This window comes from Elongatibacter sediminis, from assembly GCF_037892215.1.
GTDB classification, from domain to species: domain Bacteria; phylum Pseudomonadota; class Gammaproteobacteria; order Xanthomonadales; family SZUA-36; genus Elongatibacter; species Elongatibacter sediminis.
Genome location: NZ_JAZHOG010000001.1, coordinates 167,164 through 189,106, shown reverse-complemented (window position 1 = coordinate 189,106; position 21,943 = coordinate 167,164). Strand labels below are relative to the sequence as shown.

15 protein-coding genes are annotated in these 21,943 nt (G+C 60.2%); 7 read left to right on the top strand and 8 right to left on the bottom strand.

Going from position 1 to position 21,943, the window contains the following annotated elements:
• The first annotated feature begins 108 nt into the window (after window positions 1–108).
• Entirely contained in the window at window positions 109–1,011 is a 903-nt protein-coding gene (locus V3330_RS00750; protein ID WP_354693458.1) for a LysR family transcriptional regulator, read from the top strand.
• Between the two features lie 25 nt (window positions 1,012–1,036).
• On the opposite strand, the gene V3330_RS00745 is transcribed toward V3330_RS00750, so the two are convergent.
• Entirely contained in the window at window positions 1,037–1,447 is a 411-nt protein-coding gene (locus V3330_RS00745) for a GtrA family protein (protein ID WP_354693457.1), read from the bottom strand.
• Window positions 1,444–2,133, bottom strand: a complete 690-nt coding sequence (locus tag V3330_RS00740) for a glycosyltransferase family 2 protein (protein ID WP_354693456.1) — start codon at window positions 2,131–2,133, stop codon at window positions 1,444–1,446. The genes V3330_RS00745 and V3330_RS00740 overlap by 4 nt, the downstream gene beginning before the upstream one ends.
• 190 nt (window positions 2,134–2,323) lie before the next feature.
• Here V3330_RS00740 and V3330_RS00735 point away from each other — a divergent pair, with 190 nt between their 5' ends.
• Together V3330_RS00735 and V3330_RS00730 are read left to right on the top strand one after the other, a co-directional pair.
• Window positions 2,324–3,871: a glycosyltransferase family protein gene (locus V3330_RS00735; protein ID WP_354693455.1), complete on the top strand. Its 1,548-nt coding sequence runs from the start codon at window positions 2,324–2,326 to the stop codon at window positions 3,869–3,871.
• A 12-nt stretch (window positions 3,872–3,883) separates the two neighbouring features.
• The gene (locus V3330_RS00730) at window positions 3,884–4,891 is read left to right on the top strand and encodes a threonine ammonia-lyase (protein ID WP_354693454.1); all 1,008 of its coding nucleotides are present in this window, start codon (window positions 3,884–3,886) and stop codon (window positions 4,889–4,891) included.
• A 3-nt stretch (window positions 4,892–4,894) separates the two neighbouring features.
• On the opposite strand, the gene V3330_RS00725 is transcribed toward V3330_RS00730, so the two are convergent.
• Window positions 4,895–6,280, bottom strand: coding sequence for a sodium-dependent transporter (locus V3330_RS00725; protein WP_354693879.1), 1,386 nt, complete (start codon window positions 6,278–6,280; stop codon window positions 4,895–4,897).
• A 155-nt stretch (window positions 6,281–6,435) separates the two neighbouring features.
• On the opposite strand from V3330_RS00725, the gene V3330_RS00720 reads away from it, so the two are divergent.
• Complete coding sequence (locus V3330_RS00720; RefSeq protein WP_354693453.1) at window positions 6,436–6,876, top strand: hypothetical protein; 441 nt, start codon at window positions 6,436–6,438, stop codon at window positions 6,874–6,876.
• 231 nt (window positions 6,877–7,107) lie between these two features.
• The gene (locus V3330_RS00715; protein ID WP_354693452.1) at window positions 7,108–8,592 is read left to right on the top strand and encodes a M20/M25/M40 family metallo-hydrolase; all 1,485 of its coding nucleotides are present in this window, start codon (window positions 7,108–7,110) and stop codon (window positions 8,590–8,592) included.
• Here the strand turns inward: V3330_RS00715 and V3330_RS00710 are convergent.
• Window positions 8,541–9,869, bottom strand: coding sequence for a dipeptidase (locus tag V3330_RS00710; RefSeq protein WP_354693451.1), 1,329 nt, complete (start codon window positions 9,867–9,869; stop codon window positions 8,541–8,543). The two genes, V3330_RS00715 and V3330_RS00710, sit on opposite strands and share 52 nt — an antisense overlap.
• A gap of 162 nt (window positions 9,870–10,031) precedes the next feature.
• Between V3330_RS00710 and V3330_RS00705 the strand changes: the two genes are divergently transcribed.
• Window positions 10,032–12,179 carry a prolyl oligopeptidase family serine peptidase gene (locus tag V3330_RS00705; protein WP_354693450.1) on the top strand — a complete coding sequence of 716 codons (2,148 nt, stop codon included), beginning with the start codon at window positions 10,032–10,034 and terminating at the stop codon, window positions 12,177–12,179.
• Window positions 12,180–12,212: 33 nt separating this feature from the next.
• Entirely contained in the window at window positions 12,213–14,480 is a 2,268-nt protein-coding gene (locus V3330_RS00700; protein ID WP_354693449.1) for a TonB-dependent receptor, read from the top strand.
• 187 nt (window positions 14,481–14,667) lie between these two features.
• On the opposite strand, the gene V3330_RS00695 is transcribed toward V3330_RS00700, so the two are convergent.
• The 4 genes from V3330_RS00695 to V3330_RS00680 all read right to left on the bottom strand — a co-directional run bounded on the left by V3330_RS00695 (window position 14,668) and on the right by V3330_RS00680 (window position 21,639).
• Window positions 14,668–16,269, bottom strand: a complete 1,602-nt coding sequence (locus V3330_RS00695; RefSeq protein ID WP_354693448.1) for an IPTL-CTERM sorting domain-containing protein — start codon at window positions 16,267–16,269, stop codon at window positions 14,668–14,670.
• A gap of 225 nt (window positions 16,270–16,494) precedes the next feature.
• Window positions 16,495–16,971 carry a methylated-DNA--[protein]-cysteine S-methyltransferase gene (locus tag V3330_RS00690; protein ID WP_354693447.1) on the bottom strand — a complete coding sequence of 159 codons (477 nt, stop codon included), beginning with the start codon at window positions 16,969–16,971 and terminating at the stop codon, window positions 16,495–16,497.
• Window positions 16,968–17,918, bottom strand: a complete 951-nt coding sequence (locus V3330_RS00685) for a DNA-3-methyladenine glycosylase family protein (RefSeq protein ID WP_354693446.1) — start codon at window positions 17,916–17,918, stop codon at window positions 16,968–16,970. Before V3330_RS00685 ends, V3330_RS00690 begins: the two co-directional genes overlap by 4 nt.
• Before the next feature lie 253 nt (window positions 17,919–18,171).
• A complete protein-coding gene (locus tag V3330_RS00680) occupies window positions 18,172–21,639 on the bottom strand; it encodes a S8 family serine peptidase (protein WP_354693445.1) in 3,468 nt (1,155 codons plus the stop codon).
• Window positions 21,640–21,943: the final 304 nt, after the last annotated feature.

The window sequence follows — 21,943 nt, the reverse complement described above, 5'->3', positions numbered from 1 at the left end:
GCGGCGTGTGCCGTCTCGGTGTTGTGGCGAAAAAGTATAGTTTTATGAATCAATATTGATAATATGCATTCAGGAATAATATTGTTTATTTGAGGTAAACAATCGGTCATGAAGCACTGGGATCAACTGCATACCTTCGTTCACGTGGTCGAGAGTGGGGGGTTTTCGTCGGCGGCGGCCCGGTTGGGGGTATCCAAATCACTGGTGAGCAAGCGCATTTCCAGTCTCGAGCAGTCTCTGGGGACCCAGTTGCTGTTCCGTACGACTCGGCGCATTCACCCCACCGACGCGGGCCAGAATCTGTTTCACAAATGCGAGCACCTGTTCTCCAGCCTGGAGGAAGCAGAGCAATCCGTGCGCAATCTCGAAGACGCGCCACGCGGGCATCTGCGCATCGTCTGTACCGATATTCTGGGGGAGCGATATATTTCCCTGGCCGCGGTGCGGTTCGGACAGATCTATCCGGAACTCAAAATCGACGTGCACGTCACCAGCCGGATCGTCGACCTGGTGGCCGAAGGGTATGACCTCGCCATTCGATACGGACGCTTGACGGATTCCTCGTTGAAGGCGCGCAAGGTCTATGAACTTCCCCATGTCGTGGCGGCCGCGCCCGCATACTTCGAGAAGCATGGGCGTCCGCGCCGCATCGAGGACTTGAGCCGGCACAGTTGCCTGGTCGCCACCTTCGATCCATGTGCGACCTGGCGCTTTCGCCAGGCGCGCAAGACGGTCAGCATCGATCTGGACGGCAACTGGCGCAGCAACAACGCTTCCGCCCTGATCACCGCTGCCGTGGAGGGACTGGGGATCTGCCGTCTGCCCGAGCTGTACCTGCGCGACCACCTGGAGGCTGGCCGGCTGGAGCGTATCTTCGATCGCTACCAGTACGAGGGTTTTCCGGTCTGGCTGGTCTACCCGAATACTCGCTACGTATCCGCGAAGGTTCGCCTGTTCATCGACTTTCTGTGCGAGAACATCGAAAACCTGACCGGAGCGGGGACGGGCTGAACCGTGCAATCCGGGGCACGCCGCGCTAGCGCGACCGGTTTTCTCCGCCGTTACGGTTCGTGCCGGGGGAACGAAACACGTAGCCGGCGCGCGCGCCGAAGTTCCAGAAAAAGACCGATCCGGTCGCCAGCACTTTCACCAGCAGCATTTCCCATCCCAGCAGGCCGATGCCCGCGTACAGTACGGCCTGATGCAGGGCGAGCCCCACACCGCTGATCAGAAATACGAGGCCGAATTCCTGGCGCAGACTGAAGCGCACCCCGCTGGTGAACACGAAGCGGATGCTCAGGAAATAGTTGAGGGCGGTGGCGAGGATGAACCCGAGCGCGCCGACCAGAAGGTAGGGATAGCCCAGAAGTTTGGCGAAAACGGCGAAAATCAGGAAATCGACCACCGCCGCGGTGCCGCCCACCAGCGCATATCGGACAATTTTCACGGCCGCAGGTTGTATTTGAGAATGCACCAGATGGCGCGGAAACCGTCGCGCCAGCCTATTTTCTTGCCTTCCTGGTAAGTGCGGCCGAAGTAGCCGATGCCGACTTCGTAAATCCGGTAGCGGCCGCGGGCCAGCTTGGCCGTGATTTCGGGCTCGAAGCCGAAGCGGTTTTCCTCGATCTCGATGCTCTGAATGACTTCGCGCCGGAAAGCCTTGTAGCCGGTCTCCATGTCGGTGAGATTGAGGTTGGTGAACATGTTGGACAAAAACGTGAGCAGACCGTTGCCCATGCGGTGCCAGAAATACAGCACCCGGTGCGGGCGGTGACCCATGAAGCGCGAGTCGAATACCACGTCCGCCTGGTCGTCCAGAATCGGCTGGATCATGGCCGGGTAGTCGGCGGGATCGTATTCCAGGTCTGCATCCTGCACGATGACGATCTCGTGCCGGGCGGCGGCGAAGCCCGAACGCAACGCGGCCCCCTTGCCCTGATTGCGTTCGTGGTAGATAACCCGGGCCAGCTTGCCGTCCACCTGTTCGCGCAACAGGTCAGCGGTGCCGTCCGTGGAGCCATCGTCGATAACGATGATTTCCCGTTCCGGGCCCGGCGCCGCGCGCACGGAATCGATGACCCGGAGCAGGGATGCTGCTTCGTTGTAGCACGGAATGATCACTGACAGCCTCATGGTGGAGCGCTTCCTTTCGAACCGACCCTGGCGTGTAAGAATAGGCGAAGCGACCCGCTCGTGGCCAATGCGAGTGGTTGATGCGCCATGACTCGCGAAGCCGCGGGAACGGTACGGGTGGCGGCATCCGTGGACGTGAGCGGGTATTATTCGTGCATGCCCGTTTCCCCCTCCAGTGCCGTGGCCGGATATGGTGCCTGACCAGGCGCAGCCGGATCACCGGCCGGCGCGGGGTGGGGTTCTGGCCCTGCTCGCCGTCACGCTGCTGTTCTCGGTTGTCTGCGTATGGATGGTGACGCCGGCACCGCCGGCGGGGTTCCATTGGGACGACACCTGGTATCTGCTGATGGCTGAATGGCTTTCGATGCGGCCGGATACCTGGGAACTGGCCTGGACGATGCTGCATCTGCGCCAGTACCCACCCCTGTTTCCGTTTGTCCTGAGTCTGGCGGGCGCCGGCCTGGGAAATACCGGCACTGCCTACCTGCTCAACGCCGTAATACTGGCCTTGGCGGGTGGTCTGGCCATGTTCTGGTTCCGGGTGGAGGGCTTCGCGCTGGCGGCCGCCGTGTTCGGTGGCATCCTCGTCGTATTCAATCCGGTCGCGCTCCACTGGCTTCCGGCCCTTTTTTCCGAACACCTCTACCTGTTACTGACCACCGCGGTTCTTCTGCTGGCGGCATTGCGCCGAGACTGGATGCCGCTGTGGCTGGTTCTGGGTATTCTGCTCGGGCTCGCCGTTGCGACGCGGACCACGGGGTGGGCACTGGTCGGCGCGATCACCGTTCACCTGGTGATTGCGCGCAAACCGGTCTGCCTCGTTCTGACCCTGATTGGCTTGACCGCGGGCTGGTTGACGATCCCGTATCTGATGGTCGGTTTGCCGGATGCGCCCGGTTACCTGGATCAGTTCACCGAGCTGCCCTATGAACCCGGTGTGGCTTTTCTCGTTGATCAAGCGCTGGCGCTGTTCCGGGGCTGGTCCGACTTGTGGGGGTCCACCCTGGCCGGCCTGCTGGTGCTGGCATTCGCGCTGCCGGGCTGGTGGCTTCGCTTGCGGAAAAATCGCCCCGACGCCTGGTACGTTCCAGCCTACGTGGCCATACTGCTTGCCTGGCCGTATCCGGAGCACATGAACCGATTTTTGTGGCCGTTGGTGCCTTCCGTTGTCGTCGCCGTGCATGCGGTTTTACCACGGTGGCGCCGGTGGTCCCTGCGCGCAGCCCCGGGTTCCCTGTTACTTGCCATCGTGGTGCTGGCGACAGTGCCTGACGGACTGTACCGCAGCGTCAGCCGCCTGGTCTCGCCCCCGCCGACCGAGCTCTCCGCTCTGTCACGCATGAATGAATGGACCCGCAGTGGCGATCGGGCCACCGGGATCGAGGTGCTGCGTGCCCGGCAGCAACTCATCGCGGACGCGCAGCGCATCGGGGAACTGACCAGTCCGGCATTCTGCGTGTACAGCGAATTGCCGGCGCTGATCACCGCACAGGCCGGCCGCATGGCGGTGGCGTCTCCGTGGGAGAATCTGCAAGAAGCGGCTGACGCGGATCAGGAATGTCCTTATTATTACCTGATCCCCTCCGGATTGCCCGGCTCGACCCCGCAGGCGGTACGGACTTTCGGCGCGCCACATGAGGAACTGTTTCGTTCGTTCACGCGGGTTGGCGGTGAGGAGGAGGTGCTGGGCATTTTCTATTCGCTCGTTCCTCCGTCTCGTTCGGGTTCCCCTCAATGACGAAGGATTGCAATGACTGCTGGTAGTGATTCGGGCCACAGGGTCCGGGTGGGCTCTGAACTGAAGGCTCCGGATGCATCGGAAATCCGCGCGGCGCGCGGCCGGATTGACGGGATTGCCATACGGACACCGCTGATCCGGCTGAACTTCGATTCCGACCCGGCGGAGATTTATCTGAAGCTGGAGAATCTGCAGCCCATCGGGTCCTTCAAGGTACGGCCGGCCGGCAATGCCGTCGCGGCGCTGGATCCGACCGTGCGGCAGGAAGGGGTTTACACGGCCAGCTCAGGCAACATGGCGCAGGGAGTGGCCTATGCGGCGCGCGCTCTGGGCGTGCCGGCGACCGTGTTGCTGCCGGCACACGCACCGCTGGTCAAGGTGGATGCCGTGGAGCGATTCGGCGCAACCGTGCGGCCCATGGGCGACGATGAGTGGTGGCGGGTGCTGGATGATCATGGTGATCCCGATCAGGCCGGCACCTTCATTCACCCGGTGGCGCATCCGGACGTGGTGGCGGGGGATGCGACCGTCGGTGCTGAAATACTGGAAGACCTGCCGGACGTGGACACCGTGGTGGTTCCGTTCGGCGGCGGCGGACTGATGGCCGGTGTCGCCAGCGCCATGCGGGCGCTGAGCCCCGGAGTTCGTGTGCTTGCGGCCGAATCCGAACACTGCGCGCCGCTGGCGGCCAGTCTCGAGGCGGGCCGGCCGTTGGAAGTTCCCGGGCCGCCGACCTTCATCACCGGTATCGGTATCGGCAGGGTGCTCGAGGAAATGTGGCCCCTGGTCTCCGGTCTCGCCGACGGTGCGGTCGTGTCGTCCCTCGACGAAATCGTCGCTGCCATGGCCTTGCTGTTCGAGCGTAACCGGGTGGTTGCCGAAGGTGCCGGAGCGGCCCCGGTGGCCGCCGCGCTGGCCGGCCGGGCAGGGGCGGGCAAAGTCGTGTGCGTGATTTCAGGCGGAAATATCGGCGCCGCGCCGTTCTGCGATGTGTTGCACGGCGACGTGCCCGGTCCCTGAGCCTCAGCGGCCGAGCAGGTTGGTGCCGGCGATGATCAGAATGGCCACGGGCAGCACGTAGCGCACCAGGGCGTACCACAGTCGAAACACCACACCGTCGCGCAAACCCAGTTCATCGCGAATCGACTCGCGCCGCATCACCCAACCGGCGAACAGCGCGATCAGCAAGCCGCCGGCCGGAATCAGCAGATTGGCCGCGGTGAAGTCCAGCAGATCGAACAGGGTGCTGGTCTCGAAACCCGGAATCCAGGACAGGGGATTGAAGCCGGACAGCACGTTGAAGGACAACACGGCCATCAGGCCGCAGAGCCAGGCGATGCCGCCAATGATCACCGCCAGCGCCGGCCGGCCCATGCGCCGGGATTCCACCAGGCGCGAAACCACCGGTTCCAGCATGCCGATGGATGAGGTCAGGGCCGTCATCAGCATCAACACGAAGAACACGGTGCCGAAGAATGCGCCACCGGGCATGGAGCCGAACGCGATGGGCAGGGTCACGAACACCAGGCCCGGGCCTTCGCCGGGTTCCAGGCCGTAGGTAATGACAAGCGGGAAAACCACGAGTCCGATCAGTATCGCGACGCTGGTGTCCGCCACGGCGATGGTGCAGGCCGCGCCCGGTATCGAGATTCGCTTCGGCATGTAGGCGCCGTAGGTAATCAGGGCGCCGACCGCGATGCTCAGCGAAAAGAAGGCCTGGCCGATGGCCATCAGCACCACGGTGGCGTTGACCTTGCCGAAATCGGGTTGAAACAGAAAGCGCACGCCGCTCATGAAGTCGGTGGTGAACAACACGTAAACCAGCAGCACAACGAGCAGCACCGCGAGTCCGGGTATGAGCAATTCGACCGCGCGCGCAATGCCGGCATTGACACCACGGGCCACGATACCGATCGTGATACTGATGAACACGGTGTGCCAGAACAGCAGGCGCCACGGATTGGAGGTGAGGGTGGCGAAGAACGCGCTGGAGGACTCGGCGTCGGCACCGGCGAACATGCCGCGACCGGACTGGATGGCGTAGTCGATCACCCAACCGCCAATGACGCTGTACAGCATCAGGCCGACGAACGGGGTCAGAACCGAGAGCCAGCCAAGCAGCACCCAGAACCGGCTGGCGCCTTCCTCGGTCGCGAGTTTCTGCATCGAGCGGATGGCGCTGTTGCCGCCCCGCCGGCCCAGGGCGATTTCCGCCGCCACCAGCGGAATGCCGATGATCAGCACGCAGGCGGCATAGATCAGTACGAAGGCCCCGCCGCCGTTGACCCCGGTGATGTAAGGGAAGCGCCAGATGGTGCCGAGTCCGATGGCGCTGCCCACGCAGGCCATCAGGAATGCGCCGCGTGACTTCCAGTGTTCGTGTACGAAGGGTTCGGCTGATTCGGCGATGACGGCGGTCCCGGGTTTGTGATTATTCGCGAGTGTAGCGCAATCGTACGTGCATCATTAGCATGGGTGCTCGGTGCCGCCGGCGTGACGGGGCGGCGCGTCGTTTACGAGAGCGCTCGATACCGCCAGTCGACCGGGCTTCAAAGGAGAATTCAATGGATATCAGTGATGCGTACTGCCACACCTGTTCGTGCGTCGTCGAGGCGCCGGCGCAGGTCGCGTTCGATTACATGTCGGATGGCATCCGTCAGGGCGAGTGGACCTTCGGAAGCTGGGATCGCCGTCAGGTGGATGAGCACCTCTTCTCGGGCCGGTCCATGTTCGACGACAAGGAAACCTTCATTCGCATCGATGCGGATCTGGAGAGCGGGGTGATCCGGTACGCCATCGGCGACGATCCGAAGAACCTGCTCAGCCGCAACATGGCGCGGATCGTTGCGGGACGGGATCTCGGCTGGCCGGGCGAGCGCTGCCTGGTCACCCTGATGGCCTGGCGCGCGGAATTCATGAGCGATGACCGCTGGAAGCAACTGTGTGTTTCCCACGAGACCCAGATGTTCATCATCAAGGCACGTATCGAATCAAACCCGGACTAGCCCCCAAAAAGAACGAAAAGAATGGGGTCAGAGTAAAGGGACAGAGTGGCGCACTCTGTCCCTTTACTCTGACCCCATTTTTACTTAACTATTTGCAGAGCTTTGGTCCGGCGCGGCGCCTGATCTGGCAAAATAGCGGATGACTCGCTATTGAACGTGCAATCGAAGGAGCCAAGCCCCTTGAGAAGATTTTCTGGAATTGTCAGGTGTGCCATGCCTGGAATCGGAAGAATGTGTGTTGCAGTCTGCCAACCTGCATTTCTGTTCTTGTTGTTGGCATATTCCGATGGTGCCGAAGCGGAACCGGATGCATCCGAGCTTGCCGGGGCTTTTCTTGCCAGTACGCCGCTTATGGAGGACCTGCGCGTTCTGAGTGACGAGATTGGCGGTCGTATCACGGGGTCAGCCGCCAATGAGCGGGCGATCGAGTGGGCTGTGGAACGATTCCGTTCAGTGGGGCTCGCGGTGGAAACAGAGCCTTACCAGATGGAGCGCCGCTGGTTGCCCGGGTCTGCTGAGGTTGCCATTCAGGGCGACGGGGTACGGTTTGCACCTCGCGTTGTGGCAGTGCCGTTTTCAACAGCAACTCCATCGGAAGGAGTCACTGCGCCACTGCTGTACGGTGGGTTTGGTGAGGAGGAGGATTTTCAACGGATGGGGAATACTCTCGATGGCTCCTTCGTGCTTATCGAGACCCGTGAACTCAGGGACGAAGACGGCCTGTTGAATGGCCTGTTTGTCCAGTATGCACGTGCACGGGATATTGAGCTTGAGGCATTCAGGTCGGGAGCCGCCGGCATTGTCTACATGTCAACCCGGCCGAAGGGCCTTTTATACCAACACAAGGCATTCCTGGGACCCAGGAACGCTCACCCCATGCTGACCATGGAACGGGAGGGTGCGCAACGGGCGGTCAGACTGTTGCAGGCCGGAAAGGCGCTCGAGATTACCGTCAATATCGATGTGAACTCGGGTGGCTCGTATACCAGCGCCAACGTGGTGGCCGAGCTGCCGGGTTCAGAGTTGCCCGATGAAATTGTGCTGTTGGGTGCGCATCTCGATTCCTGGGGGCTGGGGACGGGCGCATTGGACAACGGAGCCAACGTTGCCGCCGTGATTGATACGGCCCGCCAGATACAGAGGCTTGGGCTGAAGCCCCGACGGACCATACGTTTTGTTCTGTTCAATGGTGAAGAGCAGGGTCTTCAAGGGTCTCTGGCATATGTCCGGCGCCATAACAAAGAGCTCGATCGATACGTGATGGCGATGGCAATGGACCTGGGTACTGGAAAAATCACTGATTTTTTTGCCAACGGCCGATCTGAATTGGAGCCGGTCTTGCAGCAACTGTTAGCGCCGGTGGAGGGGCTGGGGCCTTTTCGTTTTGTCAATGAACTGGCTACCGGAACGGATACCTTTGACTTCATGCTGGAGGGCATAGCGACAACGGTAGCGTTCCAGGCAGCCAGTAATTACCCATCCAACTATCACTCCGAGTCAGATACTTTTGACAAGGTTGACCCGGTGCAACTGCGCCTCAATACCAGTGTCATTGCGACATTGACCTATGGGTTTGCCAATGTCGATGTGACGTGGCGCCGGCACGATCGAAAACAGGTTGAAGCGCTGGTCAACACACTTGAACTGAAGGAGGTTCAGAAAGACTACCCACCCTGGCAGGAATGGTTTTCGGGATCACGGGGCCGTTCGGACTGAAGGCAGGCAGCAATTTCTTCTGCTGCCCGGAGTGCTCTGAGCAGGTTTCCGCTCCAGATTTTGCCTATTTCCTGCTCGGAATAGCCGCGCCGCTGAAGTTCTTCGGTGACCGCCATTGCCTCGTTTTCCTCCATCCAGCCGCTTACACCTCCGGAAGGAAAGTCTGAGCTTATGCCCACGTGATCGATGCCTACGGTATTGATCACGTGGTCTATATGGTCAACAAAATCGGAGACGGTGGCGCGCGGCCATGTGTCGTCCAACTCGATCACTCGTCTGCGGTATTCTGCTAGATCACGGCCGGTGGCTTTTCCAATAGCAGCCATGCTGGTGAATCCCATGTCGGTTTCTATTTTGCCGATGGCTTTTTTCTTTTCGGCTGGCACCTTGCGTAAATACGTTGCATAGGCCACCACATTGACCACACCTCCAGTGTCCGCCACTGCGGCCAATTGTTCGTCATCCATGTTTCTGGGAAGGTCGAACAAGGCTCTGGCGCTGGAATGTGAAGCGATAACCGGTGCGACACTGAGACGGGCAGCCTCCAGAGAGGCCTTCTTTGAAAGGTGTGAAACGTCGACCAGTATGCCCAAACGGTTCATCTCTGCGATCACCTTGCCGCCGAATTCGCTAATGCCATTGTGTTCAACCAATGCATCATTGAATTCCGCCACGGGATAGGATGAGTCCGCAATGTCATTGTGACCACTGTGTGCCAGTGTCATGTAACGGGCACCTTGTGCGTGGTATTCGGCCAGTAACGATAAATCCTTGCCGATGGCGTAGCCGTTCTCAATTCCGATAAGCGCGACCAGACGGCCGGCCTGGTTGATTCTATGGATGTCATCGACCGAGTAGGCAATCTCGATGTCTTCCGGGTACAGAACTTCCGCCATGCGGTGAATGGCAGCAAATTTATTCCGTGCGGTGGCCTTCGCAGCGGCATAGTTTTCGGGCGTTCTTGCCGACTGGCCCACGTATACCGTAAAGAAGGCGGCATCCAACGCCCCTTTCTTCATTTTCGGGATACTGACTGGATCGTCAGTCCAGACGCCGGGGTCGACATTGCCGGTGGCAAAATCAGAGGGTATGTCTACATGGGTGTCGATGGTAAGCAGGCGTTCATGAAGTGTTGACAGACCTGCCGGTTTCGTTTCTTCCGTCGTGCCTTGGGCCAGGTCTGCTTGACTGGTAAACGGGAGCAAGGCCATCAGCAACGAGGCAAGAAGCGGGACGAAAATTTCTGGCGAATTCACAAAATCATTTTTTCGGAACAACGGTTGGTTTCCCTTTGCTGTGTTCGGGTTTTTAACAGGAGGGGTTAAGCTTATACTAAGCACATAAATGCATATAAGAAATCATGCGCTGATGTGTAACGCGTAAAGTCCCCCGCGCAATTTTTGGGCCTGTGTGGCCGTTCAAGCCGATGGATGATTGTAATGGCCGCTACATCGGAAACAACAGGCGTAATAAAATTCAGGGTGTTCCTGCGCGGCGCTGTGGTTCTCGTGATTGCGCTGGGTACCCTGGTCTCCGTACTTTTCCCGCCCCGGACCGTCAGCAGTGACGAGCTGAATCTTTTCCAACCGGCAGATGTATTCGACCTTGCGTTCGCTTTGGACCCGCGCATCGCGCCTGATGGAAAACGAATTGCATATATTCGCCATTCTTTTGACATCATGACGGATCGCAAGCGCAAGACTTTGTGGCTTGCGGATCGGGCAGGAACGAAAGATCGCGAAATTCCCACGGAAGGAATCAACCCCGATTCGCCACGCTGGTCACCTGACGGGGTTCGGCTTGCCTACATCTCCAGCAATAACCGCCCGGCAAAGGATGGCAAGCGCGGGGGCAAGCACCTCGTGGTGGTTTACCAATTGATTACGGGCGAATCCACGGTTGTCGGCGCATTTGAGCACCTTCCCTCGGCGCTGGCGTGGTCACCCAATGGTGAGCACCTTGCCTTTCTGAAATTTGTCCCGGCAAAAGTGGCACATCCACTGGTGAAAATGCCCGACAAACCGGCAGGTGCGAAGTGGGCGGAGCCGGCCAGGGTGATTGATTACCTGGTTTACCGAACCGACGGCGTGGGTCTGACGAATCCGGGATACACACATCTGTTCGTCACCCCGGTCGATCCGGCAGAGGGTGCAGCCAGGCAACTCACGTCGGGTGAATTCAACCATGATGGACCGCCTTCATGGAGTGTCGATTCTCAAAAAATATACCTTAGCGCCAATCGTCGGCCTGACTGGGAATACGATGCATTCGACACGGAGATTCATGAAGTTGCCATTGCGAGCGGCGAGGTTAAGGCACTTACAGACCGAGCCGGCCCGGACAATCACCCAGTTGTATCGCCCGATGGATTGAAAATTGCCTACACAGGGTTTGATGACAGGCACAGGAGCTACCAGAAAACCGAACTCTACGTGATGAATACAGACGGTAGCGGCAGGCAGCTGATTACCGGAGAATTTGATTACGATGTACATGATCCGGTGTGGCGGAGCGATAACCGCGGTCTGTATTTTCAGTATTCTGCGCAAGGAGTCACCAGGATTGCCTTCACCAATTTGGTGGGTGAGGTTTCGGAGTTGGTGCGGAACGTGGGCGGCACGGTGCTGGACCGACCGTATGCCAGCGGTTCTTATTCCGTTTCCAGGCAGGGCGACATCGCATTTACCCTGACGGGAACCCATCGTCCCGCGGATGTGGCGGTAGCTGGCAGAGATTTGGAGACACCCAGGCAACTCACCCGTTTCAATGACGATCTGCTGAAGCCTAAAAGTCTTGGGACCGTTGAGGAAATACGGTTTGAATCATCGCTCGATCAGCGCTCCATTCAGGGGTGGGTAGCAAAGCCCCCCGGTTTCCGGTCAACGCGCAAATATCCGCTTATCCTGGAAATTCACGGCGGGCCGGACGCTAACTACGGTGATCGCTTCAGCGCTCAGAATGAGTTGTTTACCGCTGCCGGCTACATGGTGTTATTTGTCAACCCGCGAGGTAGCACCAGTTATGGCACCGAGTTTGCCAGCCTGACCGATCGTACCTATCCTCGGGATGAATTTTTTGATCTGATGTCGGGGGTTGATGCACTCGTCAGTCAGGGTAATGTCGATGAACAGAATCTGTTTATTACCGGTGGAAGCGCCGGTGGTGTTCTCACAAGCTGGGTGATCGGGAATACCGACCGTTTCCGTGCAGCCGCGGTGGTGAATCCGGCCATGAACTGGTCCAGTTATGCACTTACCACGGACCGTTATGATGTCTTTAGCAAGTATTTCTTTCCCGGTTTTCCCTGGGAGTATCCGGAACATTACTGGAAACGCTCACCCCTTTCGCTGGCCGGCAATGTCAGCACGCCCACTCTTCTGATAACGGGGGAAAAAGATACTCGAACCCCGATTTCAGAAACCGAGCAATTCTACCAGGCGCTGAAATTACGGCGGTTGGAAACGATGATGGTGCGTATTCCCGGCGCCGGTCACAACCTGGCCGTCCGTCCCAGCAACCTGATTGCAAAAGTGTCCCATATCATTGCGTGGTTTGAGAAATTTCAAACCGAGTCTTCTGTTGATTAAACCTGAACCACAGCCACAAGGAAATTAAGAGAAATGAGAAGAAAGATAGGAGAAAGTCATCTCGCGCTATTGGTTGCCGTTTCGGCAGGCCTGGGTGTGCAGGCACCGCTTGCAAGTGCACAGCAGGAGGCCGCTCTTGAAGAGGTGATCGTAACGGCTCAAAGGCGCGAGCAGACGTTGAGGGATGTGCCTATAAGCATTACCGCGTTTACCTCTGCATCGATTGAATCAAATATGATCAAAAATGTGGAGGATTATTTTGCAAAAGCACCCAACCTTTCGATCAGCGATGGAGCCACGCGGTCCGGCAATGTTTCGACCTCGAGTCACGGGCTGGCCATACGAGGTATCAGCAACGTAGGTGGTGATTCACTTTCCTACGGGTTTTACATTGATGACTTCAACACCACGCGTGCCACGGTCAATCCACAACTGGTCGACATGAGCCGGATTGAAATTCTGCGTGGCCCCCAGGGAACGTTTTTCGGACGAAATGCATCAGCTGGCGTGATCAGCCTCACGACCAACAAGCCCAATGAAAACCTCGAAGGCAATGTGTCCGTGCAATATGGCAGCTTCAACACCTGGGAAACGGTGGGAACCGTCAACTTGCCGGTGTCGGACAAACTCATGTTCCGTGCCAGCGGAAAAATCGCCGGAAGTGACGGCTATGCAGATAACTATCATCCTATTGGCGGGGACAACGGTTATGACCACAAATTCGGTCGTATCGCGGCCCGCATTCTTCCCACCGACAACTGGACCATTGACCTGACAGCGACCTTCAATGACGAAGAGCAGGATGATCTTGGCCTCATTGCCACGGGTGTTTACGTGCCGGGTGCCATTGGTGGTTTCCTGTGTTCGGTGGCCGCGCCGCAATGCCCGCATGATACCGAATTCGGTATTTACCCGGAGAATACTGACCTGTATAGCCATAACAATCCGCTGGTGGTGAAAGACGAGTATCAGATGTACACGGCGAATATTGTGTGGCAAGGCGACAACCTGAGGTTTACCAGTGTCACGGGTTATATCAATACCGATTTTCACCGCGACGGTGAACTGGATATGGGTAGCCTTGACATTGTCAACGAAGATTTCGAAGACATCGAGAAGACCGCTTTCAGCCAGGAGTTCCGCCTGCAATCCACCCATGATGGACCATTCAACTGGATCATCGGCGGAATCTGGGCCAAGGACACCCATGACGAAATTGAATCCATCAATTTCGGCGCCGACCAAACCACGCTGGATACTTTTGGAGTGTTTCCGCATTTCATCATTGAACTCAGTACGGTGGACCGGACAATCAAGAGCAAAGCCCTGTTTGCTGAAGGCACCTGGCAGGCGACGGATAAGCTGACTCTGACCGCCGGTGCGCGCTGGTCGCAGGACAAGATTGAGTTGAGTCAAACGAAAATCGATTTTGAAAGCCTTCTTCCGCCGCAATCGAGTTCAGACACATGGGAAGATATTGCACCCCGGGTTACGGCCTCCTATGCGTTTTCCGATACGGCCAATGTTTACGCGACCGTCGCCAAGGGCTGGAAATCCGGTGGCATCAATCTCGAACTGACGACGCCCGATGATGCGGTTAACAAGTTTGACGAGGAAGTGCTGTGGAATTATGAAATTGGCATCAAATCGAACTTCTTGAATAACCGGGTTCGCGCCAATCTGGCTCTGTTCCGAATTGACTGGGAAGATGTGCAGGTTAATGCAAGCCGTCTTATCCTGGAAGACGGGGAGCTCAGGAGCGTTCAGGGTGTCAGTAATGGGGCCAAAGCCACCAGTCAGGGTTTCGAGTTTGAGCTACAGGCCTTGCCGACTCCGCAGCTGGCACTTGGGTTTAACGCAGGTTACCTCGACGCCGATTGGGATGAGTTTGAAAATGCGGTTACCGGTTATGGCGAACTGGATCTCTCTGGCCAGCAGTTGCCCAAAGCGCCAAAGTGGTCAGTCAGCGCAGATGCCCAGTACAACTTTCCACTGAACACGGGTTGGGAAGGGTTTGTACGTGCCGAGTTCAGCTATAAAGACGATTACCTTTATGATGTGAATGGCACGGCCGGAGCGTTGCTTGGATATGAATTTCCGTTCCTTATTCCGAGTCACAGCGTTTGGAATTTCCGCGCCGGGATCCAAAATGACAAGTACAGGCTGGTCGCGTACGTACAGAATGCGTTTGACGACAATTACTACACCTCAACCTTCGACTTCGGGTTCTCAAACGGTGCATCGGTAGTCCCCAGCTACCGGTCCTATGGAATCCGGGGTACCGCGTATTTCGGTAAGTAATTCGGATTTGATGACAGGCGGAGGGCAGCGTTTGGCTGCCCTCCGCCTGCCCTCGATGGGCGAAAAAAAACGGGGTCAGAAAGAATGGGGTCAGAGTAAAGGGACAGAGTGCGCCACTCTGTCCCTTTACTCTGACCCCATTTTTATTGGGGGAACGCCGGGCGTGGGCCCGGCGTTCTTCTCAGGTTCAGGTAAACCGGCGGAATCCGATGACGCCGAAGCCGAGCATCAGCAGGGCCAGCACGGCCAGGCCGTATTGGTTCAGCGTGGGGATGCCCTCGAAGAACACCGTGTTGGTGACGGTGCAGGAGGCGCCCTGTCCGGCGCTGACGGTCAGGTCGAAGCAGCCGTTGTCGACTTCGATCGCCTGATCGTAAACCCGTTCCTGGACATAGCATGTGGATTCGGGGAAACCCGGGATGACCTCGGCCGTGCGCATATCCGTGCCCGGACCGTCGCCATAGAATCTCTTGCACCAGTTGGCGCCGATCACCACAATGCCCTGCGGACCTTCCTGGTTGAAGAGGAAGCGTCCGCAATCGCCCGGATCATCGTCGTCATCGTCATCGCCCTGGATGACGTCGACGTCGTTTTCACCGTTGAGATCCGTGCCATCGATGATCTCGTTTTCGCAGTACAGGGTCAGGTCGTAGTCGAGATTGACGCCGCTGCCGTCGGTGGAGCCTTCGAACACCCAGTCCTTGGTGATGACGACATCGACCGGGGCGGGTGAATTGGTGATGACGCAGTTCAAGCGCCCTCCAAATTCCAGGTTTTCGTAGGCACATGACTCGTCGCTGGTGTCCGCGCCGGTGTCGTACTCCACGTCATAGCCGGGAATTTCAGCCTCGGTGATTGCACAGTCCAGTTCGCCTTCGTCGAATTCCTCGACGACGAACAGTACCCCTTCGGTCTCGGAAATCATCGCGGTCTGCTCGAGCGGCAGGCCGGTGTTGCACGACAGGGTGACTTCGACATCCGCGGTATTGCCGTCGGTGAAGTGCTTGCGCACGCGGAACGTCGCCCGCTCCGCCGGTGCGGCGCTGCCCGCGACGAAGGCCAGGCCCACGTCGAGACCGCTACCCAGGCCGGTATCGCCCACTTCGGTGGCCTCTCCCGTGCTGGTGTTCACCGTGTACAGGATTCCATCATTGTCGACGGCGTACAGCGTCTGGCTATCCGGATCGTACGCGACACCGATGTCATTACCGTCGCTGATATTCACCGTATCGCCGATCGTGGTCCAGGAGTCGGTGCCGGCATCGTACCGGACGAGATTCTCGTCGTTATCGATCCCATAAACGTAATTGTTGACGGGATCGGCAGCCAGGCCTTCGGTGTCGCTTCCTGGCGTAGGTGCCAGTTCCGTAACGGCTCCGGTTGCCGGGTTGATCGAGCAGAGATTGTCACTGTCAGAGCCGTAAAGAACACCAGTTTCGGTGTTGTAGGCGAGGCCGCGATCACAATTGGATCCCATGTCGTCGGTGATCCGGATGTAGCCGGAGCCGTCGATGTTGACTTCGTCGAGATTATCGCTGTTGTCCACCGAGTAGAGGAAGGTATGGGGTGACGGGCTTGGCGCCAGGCCTTCAGCGGAGGCGTCGATCGAGCCGGTCATGCCGATCTGTGTGACGGCAGCCGTTGTGGTGTTGACGGTGTAGAAGGCATCGCTGCCCTCGTCGACGACCAGGTACAGCGTGCCCTGGGCGGTTGCGCTTCCCGCGGTCAGTGACAAAGTCGCGAACAGCAAAACAGCGACCCATGTGGATGGCCGGATGATCGATTGCATGACGGTTCTCCCTCGATGATTGGCCTAGACTATAGGATGTTCTGGTTCCCCGGCAAGGCGTGGGCGCCGGACAGCCGCTGCGTTGGGTCCAGCCGGGTCACCAGTCATGCTCAATCACATCGCCCAGACACCGGCCCTTTGACAAGGACAGTCCTGTTGCGTGTGATTCTCGAGGGCGGGCGTAGAATGCCGAGAATGACGGTCCGGCGCGGATTTGCCGGGGCGTCATATCCCGGGGCTGCGTTCCAGCCGCAACAGAAAGCGTTTGGCTTCGAGACCGCCGCCAAACCCGGTCAGGCTGCCGTCCGCGCCGATGACCCGGTGGCAGGGGATGACCAGCGGTAAGGGGTTGCGGCCGTTGGCCGCGCCCACGGCGCGGACCGCCCTGGGGCGCCCGATGGCGCGCGCGACATCCGCGTAGGAGCGGGTCTCGCCGTAGGGAATGTCGAGCAGCGCGTTCAGGACCTCACGCTGGAACGGGGTGCCGATGGGGGCGAGTGGAAGTTCGAACTGCTGGCGGCGGCCGGTGAAGTATTCGTCCAGTTGTTTTCGCACGGACGAGAATGCGTCGTCGTCTCGGCGCCACGTTGACGCCGCCTCGATCCGGCCCTTGCCGGTGGGAAAGCCAATATGGCGCAGGCCGGTCTCGTCGGCCGCCAGTAGCAGGCAGCCCAACGGGCTTGGACATTCAGTGTATTTCACGCTCGATTCGACTCCTGTTCGGTGGCGGGCAGGGGGCTTGCCGGCGTGTGGCGATCACGGCCCTGCGACACACCGGGGCGGTTCGACTCCCCGGGGCAGTCCGGAACACCGGCTTGTGCCCACAGGTGCATCGCGGCGTAGGCGCGCCAGGGCCGCCAGGCTTCGGCCCGGGTTTCCAGCTCGCGTTGGCCGCGGATTCCAAACAGCGATTCCGCGGCACGCAGCAGCACCAGGTCGCCGGCCGGGAAAGCATCGGGGTCGCCGCCCACGCGCATGGCGATGTAGTTCGCGGTCCAGGGTCCGATCCCGGGCAAGAGGGTCAATTGGCGTACCCGTTCCTCCGGCCGGCCTGTATCGAGTTCGACCCGCCCGTCCAGCACCGCACGCGCGAGTTCGCGGATGGCCCTGGCTCGCGCCCCTGGCATCGGCAGGTCACCGGGTTCGATGACGGACAGTTCCCGCGGCGAGGGAAACACGCTTCCCTGGGTGTCGCCGGTTCCGTAATCCCGGGCGATGCGGCCCATGACGGTCGTGGCCGCGGTGACCGAAATCTGCTGACCGACCACGGCGCGCACGGCGATTTCGAACGCATCCCAGGCGCCGGGGATACGCAAGCCCGGTCGCTGCCGTACGATAGCCGCGAGCCGGGGATCGGTTCTCAGGCCGCGTTGAATTTCGTCCGGGTCGGCGTCGAGGTCGAACATGCGGCGCACCCGGCGGACCAGCGGTTCAGGCGGGACGGCGCCGGTCAGATCGATTTCGCAAATCAGCCGGTCATGCCCGGGCATCCGAGCCACGCACAGGCTGCCGGTGTTTCCGCTCAGCCGGATATGGCGCCGGTAGCGTCCGCCCGAAACGTCTTCGACGCCCGGAATGGCGCGCCGGGCCAGAAAGCCGAGCACGGCGTCGAAATCGTACGGTGAGCGATAGTTCAGGTGAAAAGCCATGAGTGGGTTTTGCGTTGATCCTGCACGTTAGCGAGCGATCCCGATCAGGCGGATATTGAATTCTGCCCGCCGATATCGCCTGGTGTCCGCTGAAGCCGGTCATGTTAGCCCGCTGCCGGGTGACCGGCCAGCCGGAAATGGCCGGTTCTTTGCAAATGGCACTGCCTCGGTCGCGTGCCGGAAAACGACGTGCCGGCACGGAACACATTTCAGGGCGGATCACTTCCAGTAATTCCGGGTGGCAGCTCGCGGTTCAGAAGGTCGCCACGGCCAAAGCGCAGTTCGAAGTTTCAGATTCGCAGACCTCGTAGACGTAGGATTGTCCACCGCCTTTGACGCCGATGTTGTCGATGTGACTGCCGTCATTCGCGGTCGTGGTCGGGGCTCCGCCGTCGCGCCGGATGTCGACATCGGGTCCGCTGAAGTTCTGCCACGTCAGCTCGACGTGCTGCACACCCTTGACCTTATAGGGCCGGGCATCGAGCTGCAGGTCGCCGGGCGGGGGCGGCGGAGGGCTGCCGCCGACGGAAAGTGTCACCGTCGCGGTGTTGCTGAGGTCGCCATCCTGGTCGATGATCCGGTAGGTGAAGGCGTCCTCGCCGGTGAAGCCGGCATCCGGCGTGTACGTGAACGTGCCGTTGTCGGCCAGGCTGAGTGAACCATCCGCCGGCAGGGTATGGCTGTCGATCGACGAGGGGCCGTTCCCCGGGTCGTCGTTGTCCAGGACGTTACCGCTGACCGCGCTGTCGGCATCGGTGGCATAGGCGTCATCCACGGCCGCGGGGACCTGATCGATGTCGTTCTGGCTGACGACGACCGAGTCGCCGGCGGTGTTGGATCCGCTGTCGTAGGTGGCTCCGGGTTTGACCAGCTCGGTGACGGTAAACCGGACGCTGGGCGTGTTCTGTTTCAGATTGCGCTTGGAGACCGAACAGCGACCGTCGCCGCCCGTCGTGCAGGAATCGCTGCCATTGGCACCGTCGCTCCAGTTTCCTTCTACCGTGACACTTTCTTCGGGCTGGTCGTCCTGGTCGGCGATCGCAACGCCGACGGTCGCGGTCCAGCGGCCCTTGGCCGGAGGTTCGGCCGCCGTTTCGAATCCGTCGATGTAGATCATTTCCGATGACGGGGCCGCGGTCGTGAACGACCAGACGGGCCCGGGGGTGTTGCCGTCGGCATTGACCTCGTCGATCCGCCAGAAATAGGTGGTCCCCATCTGCAGCGGCCCGGGATCGTAGCTGGTGCCCGGGTGGTTGCCGCGGAACTCGCTGCCGCCCGGCGGGTTCACGGTGCCGAAATAGACATCGTGGGAATCGGCCAGGGTTCCGGGTGACCACGCCAAATCGGTGTCGGTGGACTGGTCCACCGCGCCGTCGGTGGGGCTCGGGCCGGACGGCGGTCCGGGCGGGTCGCCGGCGGGCGGATCACCGCCGAATATTTCCAGTTCGATGTCGTCGACCTGCCAGTAGTCGCCCTGGGTCTCGCCCAGGCTGTCGAAGCGAAAGCGCAGGATCACGCCGGTCTCGCCGGCGATCGTGTTGCTCAGGTCCTGCACGTAGCGGGTGGGGAAGGGATTGAAGCCCTGCCAGGTCCAGACGTTGAGCCAGTTGCCGCCACTGTCGGTGCTGGCGTCGACGTTGATGGACTCGAAGGTGTCCATGGAGAACCGGCTGCTGAAGCGGAGAACCGCTTCTTCGGCCGCTGACAGGTCCAGCACCGAGGTGCGCAGCGAGGTTACGGTCCGATGGGAGAAGTTGTTGTCCACCATGGCGAACTGGCCCGTCCCGCCGGTCAGGTTGTCGTAGCGCGGATCGCCATTGACGGGGGTGCGGATGGTCCAGCTCACTCCGCTCACGGTTTCCACCGACCAGCCGGGCGGCAGCCCTCCGGAAAAGTCCTCGTCGATGATGAAGCCGCTGCTGACCGGTGGCGGGGGATCGACGCTGATGATCAGGGCGTAGTCCTGCGGCAGGCTGTCGAGCAGGGTGCTTTTGTGGCCGACTTCGACGGTGTAGGAGCCGATGCCGGCGTCCACGATGCGAACCTGCTCCACGTTGTCGCGAATGTTGTCGCCGGTCGTGGCCGCCGCCGCGGGGTTGGCCGGGTCCAGTACCCAGGGCAGCCAGGTGCTGCCGCCGCGGATGATGCGCAGATCGAGGTCGTTCACCAGCATCAGATCGGTTGGATCCAGCGCCGGGGCCGCCGGCGTGCCCGGCGGGTCGGGCCACACCAGCGTCGCCGTGAGCACCGCTCCCGCCTGCGATACCGTGACCGGGTAGCTGTCCTGGGCGCCGTTGAGAAGTGCGGCCTCGATGATCTGGTGGTCCGCGCCAGCGCCGCTGATGACGTCAGCGGCGGCCAGGGTATTCAGCAGGCCCCAGCCGAAAGCGTAATCCGGTCCAGGAGCGGGACCCGATTCGTCCGCGGTATGAATCGCCAGCGCCTTCAGCGTGGCGGCCCGAAGATACTGACCGGGACCGTTGAGGTTTTCGTAATGTTGTTGCAACAGCAGCAGGGATCCGCTGACATTCGGTGTCGACATCGACGTGCCTGCGGCCAGGGCGTAATACGGGTCGTCGGGCCAGGCCGAGAACAGGAAGACGCCGTTGCCGACCAGGTCCGGCTTGATGCGGCCGTCGTCGGTCGGTCCCCAACTGCTGAATTCGGACATCACCACCTGGGACGGCCCGCCAATTTCGGAATAGCCGCCCGGCAGGTCGTCAACTGCTCCGACCGTCAGGATGTTCTTGGCCACGCTGTGGGTCGGCAGGCAGTCGTAACCGGCGGGCGCGCAATCGGCCGGGCGGGGCAGGGTCGAGGTGGCCACGAAGTTGCCGTCCTGATCGATGATGGTGTATTCCTCGCCATCCGGCGGGCCGTAATCCGAGCGGTCGTTGCCGGCGGCCTTGACGATCAGGTAGTACGGGGCGTCGAAGGCGATCTGGTCCCACAACTGCGATTCGGAATCGTAGTAACCGAAATTGGGATCTTCCAGGTCGGTGTCGGCTGCGCCGCCGATCCACCACCAGTTGTCGGGTGGCAGGTCGCCGATGTGGAGCCAGCCGGCCGCGACCCCGTAGGAGTGATTGGAGACGAGTTGCCCGCCGGCCGCTGCGGCGGCCATTTCCGCGGTGTCCGAATTCCAGTCGTAGGCATTCAGGTGCGCCGCATGGGCCATGCCGCGGGAATCGATGAAGGCGTTCCCGGCGCCGATCAGGGTGCCGGCCACGTGGGTGGAGTGGCCGCTGACCTCGGCGGGGGTGTCGATCTGGGTCAGGCGGCCGGTGAAGTCGGGGTGGTCCGGGAATACCGCGCCCCCGTCCCACTCGGCCATGGTCATGCCGGCGCCGTCGAGGTTCAGTCCGGCGGAACCGCCGGGCCACACTTCGTCGGTGGAGGTGGTGTCGGCCGCGACGATGTTGTTGGTGATGTAGAAGACCGGCCCGATGCCGGGTGCGATGCGCTGCAGTTCCAGCACCCGCTCATCCGCGAGAATACGGCGCAGGGGCAATCCCGCGGAGGTGGCGAATGCGCGCGCCTGTCGCCGGTCTTCGGAGTCGCGTTGCAGCAGTGCCGTGGACAGGGCCTGAAGCCGGTCCTGCCGCGTTTCGAGCGCGACCGTGCTCTGCGCCGCGGCCGTGCCGGCCAGCGCGGTTGCGATCAGTCCGGGCAGGAACAAGGTCGCAAGCGTGTGAGGATGTCGCGATTTCGACAGTGTCATGACCATGCGAGGTCCTTGTGAGTCCCCTGTCATCGTACGGCCGACCGGGTCCACTTCTGGTTCCGTCTCAGACTAAGTATAGGTTTTATCTCACGGCCTGCCGGAATGTGACCATTCGCGTCATGCGGCGACGAGACTAGTCAGTGCGACATGCGTCGGGGGTGCCGAAAAAATTTTTGTAAATTTAGAAAAAAGCCGAAAAAACAATAAGCTGAGGCAATTCACTTGTTCTGGCGCGAATGTTGCATACATATAGCTGTGGTGTCAGGACAATGGATGAACACATCCCCCCCCGACACGGAAG